This window comes from Paenarthrobacter nitroguajacolicus (assembly GCF_007786235.1).
Classification (GTDB): domain Bacteria; phylum Actinomycetota; class Actinomycetes; order Actinomycetales; family Micrococcaceae; genus Arthrobacter; species Arthrobacter nitroguajacolicus_A.
The window spans coordinates 1-17,140 of record NZ_VNFK01000024.1; the positions used below are offsets into that span (position 1 = coordinate 1).

Here is a 17,140-nt window from a genome sequence, read left to right on the forward strand (position 1 = left end):
GAGCACTACAATCAACGCAGGCCACACACCGCACTCAAAGGCGCCTCACCCATCAGCCGCGTCACCAACCAACCGGGATAGTACAGCTAGAGTTCCGTGCTTACGACAAGGACGGGGAACGACGTGAAGCTCGGCGGATTATTGCTGACACCATCGGACCGGACCTTCGCTTTGGCACCGCGACGTATCAGCGCTCTGCGCGAGCAGTTGCCGAGGCCGAGGTCGCCGTGGAGACTGCAGGGCCACAAGCGACTACGGCGACTGGCTGGCCCGCGTACAACGTGACCACGAAGGGTCCGGTGGTGACGTCCCCTTTAGGCGGAGCTCCGGTGAATGACATGACGGTTTGATCCGTCTCCACCGTTTCAGCCCACGTCTCTCCAAGGAGGCGTGGGCTCTCCTTTGTACACAGGATCCCCTGTACGCAGGATCTCCATTAGAATATATGTTCTAGTCTTGTTGGTATGAGACCAAAGCAAGACTCCATCGCTTTCGCCCGCATGATGGCCCAGATAGACGCCGACGATAGCCACCCCAAGCCTGACGACGGCAAGATCATCGAGCTGGAGCCTGCGAGTCAGCCTCTGGTTCGCGTGGGGGAGATCTATGGTCGAGCGATCAAGTACACGCGGACGTTTGGGCTGGTTGAGTGGGTGGATGACCGACGCGTTTATCACGTGGAGTGGTTCCCGGCTGGGCAGGTCAAGCGGGTGGACCAGGAGTCTTGGAGGGGGCGGCAGTTGTGAATATTCATCGGTGGAAGTCGGAGGCTGACGTCGCCGACGTTATCCCAAAATCTGGGGCACGGATGTGATTTTTTGGGAATCAATAAAGTCTAGGAGGACGTGTCCGCGCGCAACATCGCGCTTCTGACCTGCGTAGCTGCCGTCGTCGAAGAGCTCTGCCCGAACTATGTAGGAGGTACCAGCTGGCGGTGACCCCGACCAGCAGCGCCAGGTCACTCCATCCTCATTGGCTTTCGGGCTTTTGCCTTCGCAACCTGAGTGGGCAACGGCTATCGCCCTAAGAGTTTCCGAGTCCAGCAAAGTTACTCGCATGAAGTAGATTCGATCACTAAATCCGTTGAGCGATGCATGGACAACAACTTCGACTCCTCTCCGGGCATCCGGACCTTCCTGACATTCAGAGTTTTCTGAAGCAAGCTTTGCCTCGTATTCGCAATAGGCAATATCTTGCTGAATTCCGATACGGTCAACGGCGGCTCCGAGCTTGTCTCGCGGCTTGAGATCGGGAGCGACTAGATATGTAGCCCCTACCAGTGCCGCCACGAGCGAGGCCACGGCACCGAGCCACGTGATCATCCCCTTGGTAAATCCACCTAGGCTCTCATAGGCTGATTTCAGCCCCCTGCCCGGTTTTGCACGGCTTTTCTTGTCCGTCGGGCGTTTATCCGGTTCCGGCATTCATCGAGTCTATGTGACCAGCGTCTTAGCCGGCTTCGCCAGATCCCGTTGTCAAGCCCCTAGGGACTTGATCGCGGATGGGACGCTTAGACTTGCGGTGCCCACGCCAAGACATTTTCGCCGCTGATCCGGTAAGTCTCGGGCCACGGAGCTCCTGGTCGCACCTGGGCGGGATCCGGCCGGATCAGCAGAATAGAACCTGGCCAGATGGGTTCGGGGAGCGCTTCGAGCCACGCTGGCTGGACGTAGTCGAAACGATTCCACCTAATCATGATCCACGATCCAGTTGGCTGCACGGCGTCTACGCTCAGCACAGTGACCTCGCTTGTAGTCCCGCTAGCCTCCTTTAGCCTTTCAAGGCGTTTCCATTGAGCTGCTGTTTCGGTCTGCCACTGCCGCTTGCTTTGGAGCCGTTGAGCCCAGAAGAGCAGGACGACTACACAAGGAGTCGTGAGAGCAACCAGCAACCAGGCCGTGTCGGAAAGCGTGAAGCTCAGCACCGTTAGGATCGCGGCAAGCACCAGCGCCACTGCGCTCGCAACGATCAGAGCGGGTGTTGCTACTCTCGGCTTGAGGACTGGGTTCATCGGCATGATTGCTCCAACTTCCAGTTTAAAGCTGCCATCCAGCACTTGTCAGGCTAGTTGGGGAGTCGAACTCATACAGGCTGCGGACATCTTCAACCTCGGGATACGGTGTGGCGGCCTGGCTAACTGCTCGCTGCAGGTTGTCCCACTGTGAACGTTGTTCCCATTCCCAGTCCGCGGGAACCGGGCCGAAGGGGAGAGCCGCGGTACCGACACCCCAGCGATCCCGATACACGGCCACATCGCGAATCAACGCGGTCCTCTCGAACGGATCTGCACCCTCCCCGATATCCTTGCGCAAGTGCGTGGCCCATTCAGGCTCGTCAAGTAGCGCCGCGGTGGCGACGTGTTCCGCACGCTTCCCAATCCGCCGTCGTACTTGGTCCAGCAATGCCGCCAAGTCTGGCCGGTCTACCGTCATCCGCTCAGTCAACGGAGCAACAGGCGACTGGGGCATCGCCGAACAGAACTTGCGTAGTCGGGTGTGGACTACTGCGGCTAGGTCCCGTGCCTTGGCATCGGAGCCCATAGCTTCGTTCAAGGTCCGTAGAGCTCCTGCACGGCTTAGGTTGTTGGCACGGCGCCAGGCAGCGATGGCGGCGCCCCAAGCTGGAGATTCGCGCATCTCCTCAGAGCGGCCGGGCATGACACCGTCGATAGACTTTACGAGCTCCAAGCCCGCAGCGATTTGAGCCAGGTAATCGTATTCGCGGCTCAGCCGCTCCAAGCTATCGGCATGCTGCCGTTCGAAGTCCTGAATCTCGTGAGCCGTTCGTTCCGCACCTTCGGCAGCAAGGACCTCGCCCAGGATCATCCGCCAGCTAGAACGGGCACTCGGGTCCAGGATCTCGTCCTCGTCCGGGTCGTTCTCGCTCACATAGGCCTTGTTGGAGTGCCGCCCTCGGGTCATGCTGACATACAACAGCTCGCGCGTCAGTCGACCGGGAGTCACGACAGTGTGGCCGGTGTCTACAGTGAGGCCTTGACCGCGATGGGCTGTGGTGGCGTAGCCCAGCTCCATGGACGCCTCCACATAAGTGCTCGGCAAGAGTAGGGCCGCTCCGGTGTCTTTCCGTATCGCCCGCAAACCGCCGTGGAGTCTATCGACTCCCGTGACTTCGAGGAGCGTCCCATTGCGAAGGAACTCATCTCGATCATCGCGAATGGATCGGTCATTTCGACGGGCAATGACGATGTCGCCGCGACCCGCTCGAAGCCCGTCCCGAAGGACCACAGTACGTTCCGCGTCCACGGCGCCCAGACTGACCCGGTCGGCCTGGGCTCGTTCATTGAGCATTTGGACGGTCTCGTTATCAGGAGCTATCAAAACCGAGACGCAGCCAGCCAAGACATCCGAGTGCCACGCGGAGTAGGCACGGTCGACCATTTCCGAGTAGTGGCCATGCCTGATGCGACCGTGGTCCTCATACTCTGCGAGCACAGACGGGCGACCCTCACGCAGCCCGAGGGAGGCTGACCGTTCCCACGGATCCTTGAAACGCCAGATCGTGCTCAACCGTGCTGCCTTCCCTTGCCGATCAAGCCAACCAAGCACACCGCCGGCATCGATGGAATCGAGCTGGGCGGGATCTCCTACGAGGAGGATCTTGGCACCGGCGTCCTTGGCCTGGCGGACCAAGGTTGCGAGCTGAAGAGTTGAGACCATGGAGGCTTCATCGACTATTACCAGCTGGTCGGGCCGGAACTGCCATTGATTCTGCTCGGCGGCCAGTCGAGCGACCTCTTGTTGAAGTCGACTAATGATTGGGACGTGGGGAACGGATGCTCTACGCAGTCGATTCTCCGCCTGGAAGAATCGGTCTGCGCGCTCGGCGGCACCCGACCCAACAGATTCATGCAGCCACTTGGCGACGTTCTCAGTAACCATGCGCAACTCCGAACCGAGAACCTCGGCGCTCGCAGCCGCCGGCGCCAGGCCAACAACACTGCCCACTCCGTGCGCTGCTTCCCATGCTGCTTTGACCGCACCAAGGGCGGTTGTCTTCCCGGTCCCTGCGGGACCGACGATCGCATCGAGCCGGTTGGGGCTCAAAAGGACATCCGACGCGGCCGCCAGTTGGTCATCGTGCAGGGGCGATCCCTGACCGTTTCTGTATGAGGTGAGCGTCTGGAAGGTGAGATTCACCGGCACTGCCAGACCGCCGTCGTCGTTCTTCGCCGCTAGGATCTCATCCTCAAAGGCGAGTGTCGACTCCCCGGTGTAGAGTCGTGACCCGGGGAAATCGAAGACGCTGCGCCCTGCGAATCGCAGATCATCAGCCGTATCCGCGGGGACGCCGTACCGATATCGGTTGAGTGGCACGGATTGACGCTCTGCCTCGGTGGCCACAGCATCGATCAGGGCATTGCGGTCGGCGGGGGAGGCGCAGCGGATCTCGGTGCACACGCGCTCACCCTCGGCGATCAGATTCCAGTGATTCCAGGTTGAGCGTTTGGCCGCCACACGTTGTCGGGTGAGAAGCCCGACGGCGGCAATCCAGTCAGGAGCAAAGTCGCCTACGTGGAACGGACGTGAGCGGGAACGCCGAATGGTGGAAGCTATGACGGACTCAGGGTCAAACCCCTTGGTCTTTGCTCTGTCACGCCATTGTGCGGATAGCAGTCGCAGAGGTGACGGCGAAGCATTCTTGGGGGTTCGCGTTGAGAGGGTAGCTTGCTGGCGCAGTCTTACAGTGGTTGTCGCCGTCGGGGGAGTTCCGTGTTTCGTGGTCCACTGTTTGATCAAGCGATCGGTCTCGATGTCGATGAGCCTTGAACGGTTGGAGAATTCGCGGATGAGGGCTTCGGCGATGCCAGTGAGTTGCTGGCTGGGGTTATGGGTGTTTTGTGCTGGGGCTCGGATTTCGGTTTCTGTTCCGAGGCTCGTCTCCAGGGCATCAAAGAGGAGCCCGTTGTAGTGCTCGCTGGCGGCGACGACGGCTTTGTACAGGGATCGGGAGTCGAGGGTGACCCATGCGCTGTCCGTGATGCGCTGGACCCGGTTCGCTATGACAAGGTGGGTGTGGAGTTGAGGGTCGCCGGCGCGGGATTCCCAATGGTCGAATGCGGCGGCGATGACTCCTCGAGTTCCGACGTGAGCAACGCCGTTTCGGCCGGATCTGGTGTTGATAACCTGCTGTTCCATCCAAGCCAGGGTTGCTTCGATGGCTTCGTGGTGGGTGCCTAGTATCTGTTCTTGGAGATGGCGGGGGCTGAGAGCCCACAGCGTCGAAACGGATTTCGGGACGCTGAAGGTGAGGTCGAAACCGGCGACGGCGTGCTTCGTTGCGTTGGGATTGCTGACCTCTTGGCTGATCGGCGGCTGCGCGTGGGGCCTCCCTAGAGGTTCCTCACTGTCGGGATGGGTAGCGTCCTGGAAGATGGAGCGTGCATCGGATTCAGTGACTTTGTCCCCGGCTTCCCTCGCGATCCCTTGGAGACCGTTGCCCAGCCAACGGCCCTGAGGTGTTCCCGTCTTCATGTAGTAGCTGATGGTTTCTGGGGGAGTAGGGGAGACGTCGTCCAGCATCGTGGACTTGTACAGGTACCGGAGTCCTGATTTGACAGAGAGCCTGGCGATGGACATCGTCATGGCCGCGCTCCCGTGCGGGTCCTGGCGGGCAGCCAGCCTCGCCGACGGAGGATGTCTAGCGTCACTGAGTCGAGGGCGATGCCTTTAGCGCGCGAAACCTGGAGCAAAACGGCCGCCACTCGGGCAAGGTCTTGGACGTTCGTTCGCTGAGCGCGCTTTAGGCGAAGCACTTCGTTGTGAAGGAGACCGTTCCGGGTTTCCAGTTCGTCGTAGATGGCGTGGAGCCGTTCGAGTTCGGAGGACTGCGATCGCAGCTCTGTCAGGAGCCGGTCCATGCGGTTGGCGCCATCTTCAGGTTTGCCATGTGCTTGCTGTCCGGAGCTCTGCTTGTTCACACCAGTTCATGAATTCGGCCCGCCCCACCCGCATGATTTCCTGCGGACTCGCCCTTGGATGCCAGAGGTGTGAAGGGAGTGGCGGCCCCGTCGTTAGGGGAGATCGACATGGCAGGACAGGGCATCAACCCTTTTGGCGCTGCCGACGCTTGACTGTTTGCAAAGCGGCCTGCGAGGCGGCGGGAAAGAGACTGTGAGTAGGCGCGTTCTATTTCGACGGTGCCGTTGGCAGAGTCTCAGGTACCAAGCAAATGTGCGGCAGGCATTGGCATATTTGCAACTTTATGAAAGCAGTCTGAGGCTCTGGGTCGATAGTTGCGGCCTAGGGGCTCGGTGGTTCGATGGATCGGGACTTGGTCTGGACGGCCCCACCCGCAGATGGTGGGGCAGGCGTCTAAAGACAAGGGAAGCCTCCCAGGTGGTGATTGCGCAGCCGGCTGCTGCGCAATCACTTAACAGTCGCCTTGCCTCAATTCGGCGGGAGCGTTTCAGACGCCACCCGACTGAAACTTCAATGAACGAGGAAAACGCCGATAAACCCATATGCCGGGCTGCCGGTAGCCGGAATACAAGCACACTCACGAGGCCGCTGCGCGGGAAGAGTTGGAGACGCGTGAAGCAGAGCCTCCCGGACAGTGCGGTACCCGGCTAAGCGGCTCGTGGGTGCATTGGCAATTGTGTGTTCACGACGCGGGCTAGGTGCCGTGAAGCCTACGTCTTCCAACCCAGGACGAGGGACATGCAATATGCCTGAGCAGGATCGGATATGCCCCTTCAGCCATGGCTGGGGCGCCCCACGTGCCTGCTGCTGCAGATGTCCCATTTTGCGGCGTGGATAGGGACGGCATGTTGGGCCGCAGTGTTGACTGTCGAACTACGTTCTCCGCGCATGTTAGTAGGACGGCTAGTCAGGATTCTTGGCTCTGGCAGCAGCCGTATCTGCTATGTAGCTCTCCATGGTTTCGGTGAGTTCGCCGAGCATGTTCTCGAACTTAACCAACCGCTCGGTGGAGTGATGGGCCATGACTTTGGCGATCCGTTCGCCCAAGGGCTGGAAGAACGCATCTGCGATGACTTGGACACCAGGTGTGGAGTGAAGCGTTACGACCCGCCGGTCGGCGTGAACCCGGCTGCGAATGATGTGGCCAGCCAGCTCCAAGCGGTTGAGGAGCGTTGACGTGGCCCCGGCTGTGAGACCGATCTTGTCGCCAAGTTTCGCTGGGGACAACGGTGTTCCGCGTTCTTCCGCGGCCAGGATCTCAATCAGGGCGACGGCATCAGTGGAGTGCAGCCCCTCGCTGGCTGCGAACTGTCGCGCGAGCTCACCATACGTTGCTCCGTAGGCGCGGAGGGCGTCGTTGACTCGTTCAAGCTGCGCAGGGAAATCGCTGCGCGGGAGGGACTTGCCCATGGAACCACCTTCCGCTGGTGTCTACCTGTTCTTTTGATACCTACTCTTTGACTTTATCACCATGAAGTAGTTTGATGATAAAAATATTCTTTGATGAAAGTTATAGGAGGTTTGCTATGAGTGTGTCTGAGAGCGCGCGGCGGTGGATAGGTCTGATAGCCCTGGCGTTGGGCGTGGCCCTGATCGTGGTCGATACGACCATCGTTAACGTGATCACTCCCTCGGTGATCGATGATTTGGGCATAAATTCAAGTCAAGCGCAGTGGATTCAAGAGTCCTACGCGATCGTTTTCGCGGCCCTTCTGCTTGTTTCCGGACGGATCGCGGACCTTCGCGGTGCCCGTACCGTGTTCGTCGCGGGTGTTGTTATCTTCGGTGTCACCAGTCTGCTCGCGGGCCTGGCCCCCAATGGTGAGATTCTTATTCTCGCCCGTTTCCTGCAAGGCATCGGTGCTGCCGCGATGCTGCCCACGTCCTTGGCGTTGCTGAACCACATGTTCACAGGCCCAGCCCGTGGGCAGGCATTTGCCGTGTGGGGTTCGACCATCGGCGCGGCGACCGCGCTTGGGCCGGTTCTGGGCGGCTGGCTCTCCGAAAACGCGTCATGGCGGTGGGCCTTTGGCATCAACATCCCGCTCGCGATACTCGTCCTGGTCATAGCTGTCGTTTTCCTGGGACAGCCGAAGCGTTCACGCGGGAGCGTGGATGGTGTCAGTGCCGTCCTCTCCGTTCTTGGGCTTGGTCTGTTGGCTTTCGGCCTTGTTGAGGGACGCGTCTACGGATGGGTGATGAGCGAGGAGGCGTTCACGATCTTCGGTGCTACCTGGGATTCCGGACTCTCCCCAGCCTTCGTAGCACTCTTGCTCTCGGTTGTGCTGCTGACCATCTTCGTGCGGCGTCAGGTCGTCATCAGCCGAGGGGGAAGCAAGCATCAGCCGCTGATGGACGTCAAACTCTTCTCGATAGCTTCGTTCCGCAACGGCAACATCGCCACACTGATTATCGGGCTCGGAGAGTTCGGCATTATCGCCGTGCTGCCGCTCTGGCTGCAGTTCACCCTCAATTACACACCGTTGGAAGCCGGGGCAACGCTTGTCCCCATCGCTGTAGGCAGTTTCGTTGCCAGTGGTATCAGCTTCCCGCTCTCTGCGCGGGTATCCCCGCTGGCGTTGGTCCGAACCGGTCTGATTCTCGAAGTTGTAGGACTGGCAGGACTCGGCTTGGTTGCTGCCCTGACGGACGCGAACTGGTGGTTTATCGCCATGGTCTTGTTCTTCTATGGGATTGGAGTCGGGTTCGCGACTTCACAGGTGACCAACGTGGTTCTGGCGGACGTCCCGGAAGGCGACGGGGGGCAGAGTTCCGGCATCCAGAGTACGTTCCGGCAGCTGGGTTCAGCGCTGGGTATTGCCGCGTTGACGACAGTGTTCTTCTCCTCGCTGGGAAGCACATTGCACAGCAAGCTGACTGATGCCGGCCTTCCCGATGGGGACGCAACCCAGCTCAGCGACGCAGTTACCAACAGTGCCGGCGCCGCCATAGGCCCGCTTGCCTCCCGTCCCGAAACTGCTTTCGTAGCCGACGCGGCGCACGAAGCCATGACCCAAGCAATCGCCTTCGGCTCTTACCTCGCGGCCGGCTTCCTCGTTCTTGGCGTCATCGCAACCCTGCTCATTCCCAGCAAGAAGAACAATCTGGACACGCCCTCCGCTGTCGTGTTGACCGACGCCCGCTAACCGCAGCCGCGAGCATCGGCTGCGACGAGTCGAGCCCTTGGGCTGTGTTCCGAATCGATGGACCACACACTACCGCCAAGTGTGTGGTCCATCCGTGACTGCCGCGTGTCCGGCGTCGCCAACGCCCTGCACCGCCATGAAAGGATTCACACCCATGACCAGCAAACGTGTACTGATCTCCGGAGCCAGCATCGCTGGTCCCGCGGCAGCCTACTGGCTCGCCAGGTACGGGTGGGAAGTCACCGTGATTGAACGCGCCCCACAGCTGAGGGACGGAGGACACAACGTTGACATTCGTGGTGCCGGCCGCGAAGTTGCCCGGCGAATGGGTGTGGAAGAAGCCATCCGGGAAGCGACAACGCATGAGAAGGGGACCAGATTCATTGACCTGAACGGCAGAATGGTCGCAGAGTTTCCGGCATCAACCTCTGATACAAGCGGGGCAACAGCAGAGCTGGAAATCCTCCGCGGCGACCTTGCACGCATCATTATCGATGCCGGCTCCAAGGACATCGAGTACATCTTCGATGACACAATCACCACCGTGACAGAGAATCCGGACGAGGCTGTTGTGTCCTTCCGGAAAGGCCAGGATCGATCCTTCGACGTGATAGTAATAGCCGAAGGCATAAATTCCAGCACTCGTGCGCTCCTCTTCGGTGACGAGCCAGTGGTCCGCCACCTCGGTTTGTACACTGCAAACTTCACCATTGACCGCGCCCACGGCGACGATGACTGGGCCCGCTGGTACAACACCACGGGAGGTCGCGCTGCTCTATTGCGCCCTGATATCAAAGGAACAACCCGCGCAGCCCTGTCATTTCTGTCCCGCCCAGAAGGATACGAAGAACTGACTCTTAATCAGCAAAAGGAAGTCATGCGTGGTCGTTTCGCTGGCGCCGACTGGGAAATCCCCAGACTGCTGAACGGCCTTGACTAGGCCAAAGACATGTATCTGGACTACATCGGACAAGTACATGCACCGACTTGGACGAGCGGAAGAAAGATTCTCCTTGGCGACGCCGCCTACTGTGCTTCACCCATCAGCGGTATGGGAACCAGCCTGGCCCTCGTTGGCGCACACATCCACGCAGGAGAACTCGAATCCCGTCCCATCGATGCAGCGACCGGGAAATACGAAACCATCATGAGACCGCACGTCCACCAAGCCCAACAATTACCGCCAGGAGCCCCCCGGTTAGCGAACCCCAAATCCCGCACCGGGCTGGCCCTCTACAGTGCTGCACTAAGAATCGGCTTGACCCGAGCATTCAGCACACTGGGAGGAAGGCTCTTTGCCCCACCCGCTGACAAGATCTAACTGCCCGACTACAAACACCTTTCGACCCCATCCGAGGTGTCGGATCTAACGGGATGAAGGTAGCGCCAACCCCGTGGCGGATTTCGATGCCATTACTGACAAGTGGTTTCCTAGAGAGCCAGTGTCCTCAGCGTCACTGCGTCGGTTTGGACTGGACTGTGCATCGAACAAGGGACAATACATGAGGCTGGTTATCCCTCAGCCGTGGGTGCCGCCCGACGAATAGATGTTTGGCTCCAGGTACATCAGAGTCGCTATCGGCACGGCGGCCCGGTCGCGCGTCTCCGCGGCATCGATAATCGCAGCGATCTCTTCCCCGCTGGACGACCTCGACACGGCAATTATGAGGGCCACAAGGAGCTCCTCCGGCGCAAGGTGCATCGTCCTAAGATGAATGACTCGCTCCACATCCGGACCAAGGAACGCCACGACCATCGCGTCAATGTCGGGCGGGTTCGCTGCCTCGCGCCTCAGTCGTTTCGACGTTGTCTCCACGACCAGGACGACGGAGACCGTTACAAGCAGGAGCCCTGTCAAGGCAGCTCCCCAACGCGGACTCCGCGAAGCCTCTTGCCAACGATTCCCGGCTTGGCTCCTTCGAGACCGCCCACAAGATGGCTCAGGGAGCCGGCCTTGGGCGGGCTACCCCAACACCTCGACGCGGCGGCGCGGGTCATGATCAACAACCGCCCCTGCCGCATCGTGGGGCCAGTTAACATGGATCAGATCGTCGTCGAAAGCGGTAGCTGGGCGGCTTCCCTTGGCACCGAAGCAACCCTCATCGGCGTTAACCCGAGAGCCCACAGTGCAGGATTGGGCCCATTGGGGGAACACATCGGCACATAACATCTTCACCGACTTCGGTCAGCGACTCCACCGCGCCACGTCTACCAACCAAAAGGAAACGTCGTGAGCACCGTTTTTTTCGTCGGCGGGGGGGAACAAACCCCGAACACTCCGTCTGACTGGCTTCAGCCACAACCATCAGCAGCACGCTCAATTTCGCCCAAGTGTTAAAGGCCCCACGGTCGTTCCCACACCCCCTGCCTTGTCACTTAGGGTGGGGGAAAGTAGCCAAGCCGTTGAATGTCTCTGCTCGGAGGATGAGAGATCGAGACCCACCGAGAACGATGATCGGTCCGCCCGCCGGATATCACGGCAGTCACGCTAAAATTGCCCAGATCCAAGAACCGGCATCAGTCGAAATGCGTCCGCTTGGCGTGCGTCTTCCAAGCAAGCACAAGGCCGTCGCGCGTTAGCCCTATTTTCCGATCAGGTCGTGCTCGGTTGTTGATTGGACGAGTTGGCTGGCTTCGACGCCGTGGCTGTCGGTTCGGCTCTTCTTGGGGAAGAGGAAGGTCAGTGCGAAGAAGCCCAGGAGCAGTCCGGCTTGGATGAGCAGGGTGCTGCGGAAGGCATCTGCCGGTGAACCGTCTGCGATTGCGGAGAAGAAGGTTGACCCGAAGACTGCCACGCCAATCGAGCTTGCGATCGACTGGACCGCAGTAAGGACACCGGACGCCGATCCGATTTCTTCGTCCCGGACGGCGGCAAGGATGATGCTGAACAGTGCGGCAATGACCAGGCCTGATCCGACACCTGCTATGGCAATTCCGGGCACGATTTGCCAGATATCGAACGTGGATCCATCACCGAGTTCGATCCACAGGAGTGCAGCTCCGATGAGCTGTACGACGGCGCCGATCTGCAGGACAGCGCGGCCGAGCCGTTCGGCGAGGAATGCTCCGCTGAGCGCCCCGCCAATCGCGGTGCCCAGGGCGACGGGTAGGTTCCCCAGTCCTGCCTCGCCGGCGCTGAAGCCTTGTCCGATCTGTAGGAACAGCGTCAGGACCAGCTGTGTGCCAATGAGGGCGCTGAAGTACAGGGCGATGCCGGCAAGACCCAGCGTGTAGGCCCTGCGGGAGAAGATCCCGGGGATGACCAATGGCGTACGCCCACGCCGGGAAGCGGCCCGTTGTTGCCATGCGAAGACCCGGAAACCGATGAGGCCCGCGGCGATGCTGAGCCACGTCCATAGTGGCCAATCCTGCTCTTGCCCGAAGTTGAGCGGCAGGACCAGCAAGGCTGAGGCGGCGACGATGATGGATGCGCCAACGGCGTCCACCCCCACCGATTTGTCGCCCGCCCGTCGGGGCAGGATACGCCACGCGACGATGAGGGCGGCCAGACCAATCGGTACGTTCACCAGGAACACGGCGCGCCAACCGAGCCCGAACAGGTTGGCTTCGATGAGGCCGCCACCGATCAGGGGCCCAAGTATGCCACCCAAGCCAAGGACCGGACCGAAGATGCCAAATACCTGAGCCAGTTCCTTGCCGGAGAAGTTCTCGCGCAGCAGGCCAAGACCCTGCGGCAGCAGCATCGCGCCGGCGACACCCTGCACCAGCCGGGCAGCGATGAGCAGTTCAATATTTGGAGCCAGGGCGCAGAGCATTGAGACGAGCGTGAAGGCCAAAAGGCTGGCCAGGAACATGGGGCGGCGGCCGAACCGGTCCCCGAGCCGACCGCCCAGAATCAGTCCGGCTCCAAGGGTGAGTGCGTAGCCGCCGATGACCCACTGAAGTCCGAGTGCGGACGCCCCCAGGGAACGTTCCAGGTCTGGGCCTGCGACGTTGACGATGGTGGAGTCGAGGAGATCCATGATCTCGGCGGTGAGCATGACCGCGAGGATCAGCCACCGCCAGCGGTATGGAGGTGGAGTAGTCAGGTCCGGCAAAGTCGCTTCCAATCTTGATTATCAATAATATTGGCAACTTTGAGTATTACTATGGTGGGTATGGATGTCAAAAGCGCGGCACAGCTTCCCATGCCCCCTTCGGGGAGGGCTGACCGACGAGACCGTGAAGCGGCGCGTCGCGACGGCCGGGAGCTTCCGGAAGATGACATCCGTGCGCGTGTGCAGCAATTGGCGGTTCGGCAGCAGCGCTTCGAACGCTATTTGGCCTCCGAGCTGGGAGTAGACGCACCCGGGCTTGAGGCGATGGACCACCTGATTGCGACAGGACCTGCCACGCCCACCGAACTCGCCAGGCGTCTCGGGATTTCGACGGCGGCCACGACGTTGGTGCTGAACCGGCTGGAAGACGCTGGCCACATCAGGCGCGATCGGCACCCCTCCGACGGGCGGAAGTTGGTTGTGACGGCAGCCCAGAGCTCGGCCGACCAGGCTTTCGAGCGGGTCCTTCCGATGATCGAAGGGGTTGAGGAACTCGTCGCCGGACTGTCCGCGCCGGAACGGGCCGCAGTGCAATCGTTCCTGGATCGTCTCGTGGAGATCTACGACGGCGCGACAGGCTGATCGAGTGGACCGCTTGCTCGAAAAGCCGATATCGGATGCTAGACGCGCTCCCACTTTGCCGACGTCTAGCGGGGGCACTCCTTCTGCTTGTTTCTCAGCGAAAAGTCACTCCATGCCAGGCTGTGGGGTCATGCGTCAGTTCCGATCACGACCGCCTCCGAGCGGGCGGAAGCATCCGACTGCCAGGAGGACTGGAGTGCACGTTTGAGGATTTTCCCGCTAGGGCCCAGTGGAAGCTCAGGCAAGATCTGAACAATCCGGGGATACTTGTAGGCTGCCAGACGGTCTTTGCCGAAGTCCAGGATTTCCTGGCTGCTGGTGTTCGCCCCGTCGCTGAGGATGACCGCAGCGACGACTTCCTGCCCATAGACCTCGTGCGAAACTCCGAAGACGGCGACGCTGGCTACGTCCGGATGGCTGGCCATGACTTCCTCCACCTCCCTGGGGTAGACGTTATTGCCGTTGCGGATGATCATGTCCTTCTTGCGGTCAAGGATTCGCAGGTAGCCGTCTTCATCTTTGGTACCGAGGTCACCGGACCGGAACCAACCGTCCACGATGGCTTCGGCTGTTGCCTCAGGGCGGTTGAGGTAGCCCTTCATGAGCAGGTGTCCTCTTATAACCAGCTCTCCGAGTGCGCCGTGGGGCATCAGTTCGATCCGGTCGGTCACTTCAGGGCGCGCGATTTCAACGTCTACTCCCCAGATCGGTGTGCCGATGGTTCCGGGCCTCGGCGGTACTCCGACGTGATTAAAGGCGGCCACGGGTGATGTTTCGGTGAGGCCATACCCTTCGTAAATTTCAGTGCCGAAGACTTCACGGAACCGTGAGAGCAGCGCCAAGGGCAAGGATGCCCCTCCCGAGATGCCGTAACGCAGCGCATCAGGGCGATCCTCCGAGGTTTTTGCTGATTCCAGAAGTGCCGCATACATGCTGGGAACGCCCATAAAGACAGTCGCGGCGTGTTTAGACATGAGGCTCAGTGCAGCGGCGCCAGTGAATCGGGGCAGCAGGACGATGGCCGCGCCGGCCCGTAGGCCGGTATTGAGCACCGCGGTCTGGCCAAACGTGTGAAAGAGCGGCAGCCCCCCGAAGAGCACGTCGCTGCCAGTGATGTCGAATGTGTCCGTGAGAAGGACGTTTGTCTGTTCTACAAGGGCGAAGTGGCTGCCGAGCGCACCCTTGGGTCTTCCAGTGGTCCCGGACGTGTACAGGATTGTGGCGGTATCCTCCGGCTGGCGGGGCAGGTACGTGATGACGGGTTCCGCGGCGGCCGCTTCGTCTTCGAGCCTGGGAAGACTCTCTGTTCCTTCTGCAGCCAGGACAGTAACGGTATCAATTCCTGCCCTGGATGCCGCCGGAGCGCCCTGTTCAAGCAGAGGCGCTGCGCAGATCAGAGCCTTCGCGCCGCTGTCGGACAGTACGAATTCGATTTCGTGGGCCTTCAGAAGGGCATGAACCGGGACAACGACAGCGCCTAAGGCAAGGATGGCGTAGTAGACCCGCACAAAATCCGGGACGTTGGGAATGAGCACGGCCACTGGATCCCCAGGGCCGATTCCGCGGGTTTGCAACGCCCCGGCGTAGGCCCTGGTTTGTGCCCAAAGGTCGGCATAAGTGATACGGGTTTCATCAATAATGAGTGCAGTTGAATCGGGGCGCCGGGTGGCCGATTCAGAGAGAATCGCGGCCACAGAGATCGTGCCGTATCCGCCTGTGGCGGGGCTGTCCTTTGTCATGGTGATCCTTGGGTAGTTTTCTTGAGTGGTTATGCGCTGAGGTAAAGGCATCGCCTTGGCCGCCGCCGGAGAGCACGACGACGCCGGCGCCACCGCCGCGCCGATGCAGCTCATGAGCCTGTTGGGGTACCAGCCGGGGGTGCGCAGGGGACAGTGAAGAATCAGGCGTTTGTGCCGTTGTACGCGAAGTCACGGAATGTGACGGTGCCCTCGGTTGAGTAGGGGCCGATAACTCGTCCAGTGAATGAGGGAACCACTTCGGCGCTGAGGTACCGGCCATCGATTTCGGCGACGGTGGCGGCTGCGTCGCCGGCCGGTGCGGCGCTGAACGTCACGCGTTCAACCGGATCTCCCAGCGAGAACCCGTCGCGGTTCGGGGCCAACACGACGCTCATGATTATGGGACCGGCGGGAAGCTCGGCGTGCCACTCCTGCTGAAGGCCCGCGAGGCGTGCGCGGGCGACGAGGTGGACGCCCTGGTCCGTGGTGGTTGCTTCCAGGTCGTAGTGGTTGTTCTCGTCGTACCGGATTGTCAGGCCACCGGTGCCGCGCGAGACGTCAACCTCGATGGACGCCGACGCCTTCAAAGTGGATTGGCGTCGGCCCAGGAACGTCGGATGAAGCCCGTCCAGGGTTTCGCCGTCGGCGGTGAGGACAAGCGCGCCGTTCTCGACGGCAGTGACCTCCCCGGGCGTGCGCCGCACAGCCATCCAGCCCATGTCGAGTGTCTCGGCAGTGAACGTGTCCTTGAAAGTGATCGGCTCTGGTCGCGGATTCAGCGTCACCGGCTCCGCGACTGGCCATCCATCCACCCACTCAAGGCGAGTGGCGAAGGTTTCCCGGCCCAACGGCGAGAAGGACTTAGCCAGCCCGAGCGGGCGCATTCCGAGGACGATCATTCCTGTGCTGCCGTCGGGGAGTTCGACGAGGTCCCCGTGGCCGGTGTTCTGAATGGGACGGTCGGTGCTTCGGGCGCTGAGGAACGGATTGGAAGGGGCCCCCTCGAACGGACCCTCCGGAGAGTTGGCACGGGCGATGCTGACCGCATGGCCGCGTTCGGTTCCGCCTTCGGCGATGAGCAGGTACCAGGTGTCGCCGCGCTGATAGAGGTGCGGGGCTTCCGGGTATTTCAGCCCGGTGCCCGACCACAGCAGCCTAGGCTCATCCAGAATGGTTCCCGAAGCAACGTCGACCTTCACCTGCAGGACGGACGGGCGTTTGTGTCCGTTCTCCTCAAGAACGGTACCGGAGTACGTCACGTAAGCGGTCCCGTTTTCGTCCCAGGCCAAATCCGGGTCAATCCCGTCAAGCCCTTCGAGCACAGTCCCGTCACTCCAATCCCCGGCCGGGTCAGTGGCAGTGAAGATCACGCACCCCCGGCCGCCCAGAATGGTCACGATCACGTAGAAGAGTCCGTCATGGTGCCGGATGGTCGGTGCGAACACGCCGAGCGGAGTGGGCACGTTGTAAATCCCCAGCTGGTCCGCGCGCGTGGCGACGTTGCCAATCTGCTCCCACGTCTCGAAGTCGGTGCTGTGGTAGATCGGCAGACCCGGGAGATATTCGAAGCTCGAGGTGATCAGGAAATAGTCCTCACCGACCCGGACGATGCTCGGATCGGGGTTGAAGCCCGGAATCAGGGGGTTGAAAATTGCAGTCCTCATCAGTGATTCTCC

General features: G+C 60.8%; 14 protein-coding genes. 5 read left to right on the forward strand and 9 right to left on the reverse strand.

Annotated elements, in window-relative coordinates; translation table 11 throughout:
• Positions 1 to 187: 187 nt before the first annotated feature.
• The gene (locus tag FQP90_RS23400; protein WP_167510535.1) at positions 188 to 340 is read right to left on the reverse strand and encodes a hypothetical protein; all 153 of its coding nucleotides are present in this window, start codon (positions 338 to 340) and stop codon (positions 188 to 190) included.
• A 124-nt stretch (positions 341 to 464) separates the two neighbouring features.
• Between FQP90_RS23400 and FQP90_RS21155 the strand changes: the two genes are divergently transcribed.
• Positions 465 to 746 carry a hypothetical protein gene (locus tag FQP90_RS21155; protein WP_144653037.1) on the forward strand — a complete coding sequence of 94 codons (282 nt, stop codon included), beginning with the start codon at positions 465 to 467 and terminating at the stop codon, positions 744 to 746.
• A 39-nt stretch (positions 747 to 785) separates the two neighbouring features.
• Here the strand turns inward: FQP90_RS21155 and FQP90_RS21160 are convergent, their stop codons facing one another.
• The 4 genes from FQP90_RS21160 to FQP90_RS21175 form a co-directional block, all read right to left on the reverse strand.
• A complete protein-coding gene (locus FQP90_RS21160; protein ID WP_144653038.1) occupies positions 786 to 1,424 on the reverse strand; it encodes a hypothetical protein in 639 nt (212 codons plus the stop codon).
• Positions 1,425 to 2,036: 612 nt separating this feature from the next.
• The gene (gene mobF, locus FQP90_RS21165) at positions 2,037 to 5,603 is read right to left on the reverse strand and encodes a MobF family relaxase (RefSeq protein WP_144653039.1); all 3,567 of its coding nucleotides are present in this window, start codon (positions 5,601 to 5,603) and stop codon (positions 2,037 to 2,039) included.
• Positions 5,600 to 5,938, reverse strand: coding sequence for a hypothetical protein (locus tag FQP90_RS21170; RefSeq protein ID WP_144653040.1), 339 nt, complete (start codon positions 5,936 to 5,938; stop codon positions 5,600 to 5,602). The genes mobF and FQP90_RS21170 overlap by 4 nt, the downstream gene beginning before the upstream one ends.
• 904 nt (positions 5,939 to 6,842) lie before the next feature.
• Positions 6,843 to 7,349, reverse strand: a complete 507-nt coding sequence (locus tag FQP90_RS21175) for a MarR family winged helix-turn-helix transcriptional regulator (RefSeq protein WP_144653041.1) — start codon at positions 7,347 to 7,349, stop codon at positions 6,843 to 6,845.
• 116 nt (positions 7,350 to 7,465) lie between these two features.
• Here FQP90_RS21175 and FQP90_RS21180 point away from each other — a divergent pair, with 116 nt between their 5' ends.
• Both FQP90_RS21180 and FQP90_RS21185 read left to right on the forward strand, forming a co-directional pair.
• Positions 7,466 to 9,085: an MFS transporter gene (locus FQP90_RS21180; protein WP_144653042.1), complete on the forward strand. Its 1,620-nt coding sequence runs from the start codon at positions 7,466 to 7,468 to the stop codon at positions 9,083 to 9,085.
• A 154-nt stretch (positions 9,086 to 9,239) separates the two neighbouring features.
• The gene (locus FQP90_RS21185; protein WP_244296911.1) at positions 9,240 to 10,025 is read left to right on the forward strand and encodes an FAD-dependent monooxygenase; all 786 of its coding nucleotides are present in this window, start codon (positions 9,240 to 9,242) and stop codon (positions 10,023 to 10,025) included.
• A gap of 579 nt (positions 10,026 to 10,604) precedes the next feature.
• On the opposite strand, the gene FQP90_RS23405 is transcribed toward FQP90_RS21185, so the two are convergent.
• The gene (locus FQP90_RS23405) at positions 10,605 to 10,943 is read right to left on the reverse strand and encodes a hypothetical protein (protein ID WP_167510536.1); all 339 of its coding nucleotides are present in this window, start codon (positions 10,941 to 10,943) and stop codon (positions 10,605 to 10,607) included.
• Positions 10,944 to 11,039: 96 nt separating this feature from the next.
• On the opposite strand from FQP90_RS23405, the gene FQP90_RS23885 reads away from it, so the two are divergent.
• Positions 11,040 to 11,252 carry an alanine racemase C-terminal domain-containing protein gene (locus FQP90_RS23885; protein ID WP_167510537.1) on the forward strand — a complete coding sequence of 71 codons (213 nt, stop codon included), beginning with the start codon at positions 11,040 to 11,042 and terminating at the stop codon, positions 11,250 to 11,252.
• Between the two features lie 415 nt (positions 11,253 to 11,667).
• On the opposite strand, the gene FQP90_RS21195 is transcribed toward FQP90_RS23885, so the two are convergent.
• On the reverse strand, positions 11,668 to 13,143 hold the full coding sequence (locus tag FQP90_RS21195; protein WP_208760054.1) for an MFS transporter: 1,476 nt from the start codon (positions 13,141 to 13,143) through the stop codon (positions 11,668 to 11,670).
• Positions 13,144 to 13,203: 60 nt separating this feature from the next.
• Here FQP90_RS21195 and FQP90_RS21200 point away from each other — a divergent pair, with 60 nt between their 5' ends.
• Positions 13,204 to 13,725, forward strand: a complete 522-nt coding sequence (locus FQP90_RS21200; RefSeq protein ID WP_244296913.1) for a MarR family winged helix-turn-helix transcriptional regulator — start codon at positions 13,204 to 13,206, stop codon at positions 13,723 to 13,725.
• A gap of 128 nt (positions 13,726 to 13,853) precedes the next feature.
• Here the strand turns inward: FQP90_RS21200 and FQP90_RS21205 are convergent, their stop codons facing one another.
• Both FQP90_RS21205 and FQP90_RS21215 read right to left on the reverse strand, forming a co-directional pair.
• Positions 13,854 to 15,464 carry a long-chain-fatty-acid--CoA ligase gene (locus FQP90_RS21205; protein WP_144653044.1) on the reverse strand — a complete coding sequence of 537 codons (1,611 nt, stop codon included), beginning with the start codon at positions 15,462 to 15,464 and terminating at the stop codon, positions 13,854 to 13,856.
• Between the two features lie 161 nt (positions 15,465 to 15,625).
• Positions 15,626 to 17,128 carry a glycoside hydrolase family 43 protein gene (locus FQP90_RS21215; protein WP_144653046.1) on the reverse strand — a complete coding sequence of 501 codons (1,503 nt, stop codon included), beginning with the start codon at positions 17,126 to 17,128 and terminating at the stop codon, positions 15,626 to 15,628.
• Positions 17,129 to 17,140: the final 12 nt, after the last annotated feature.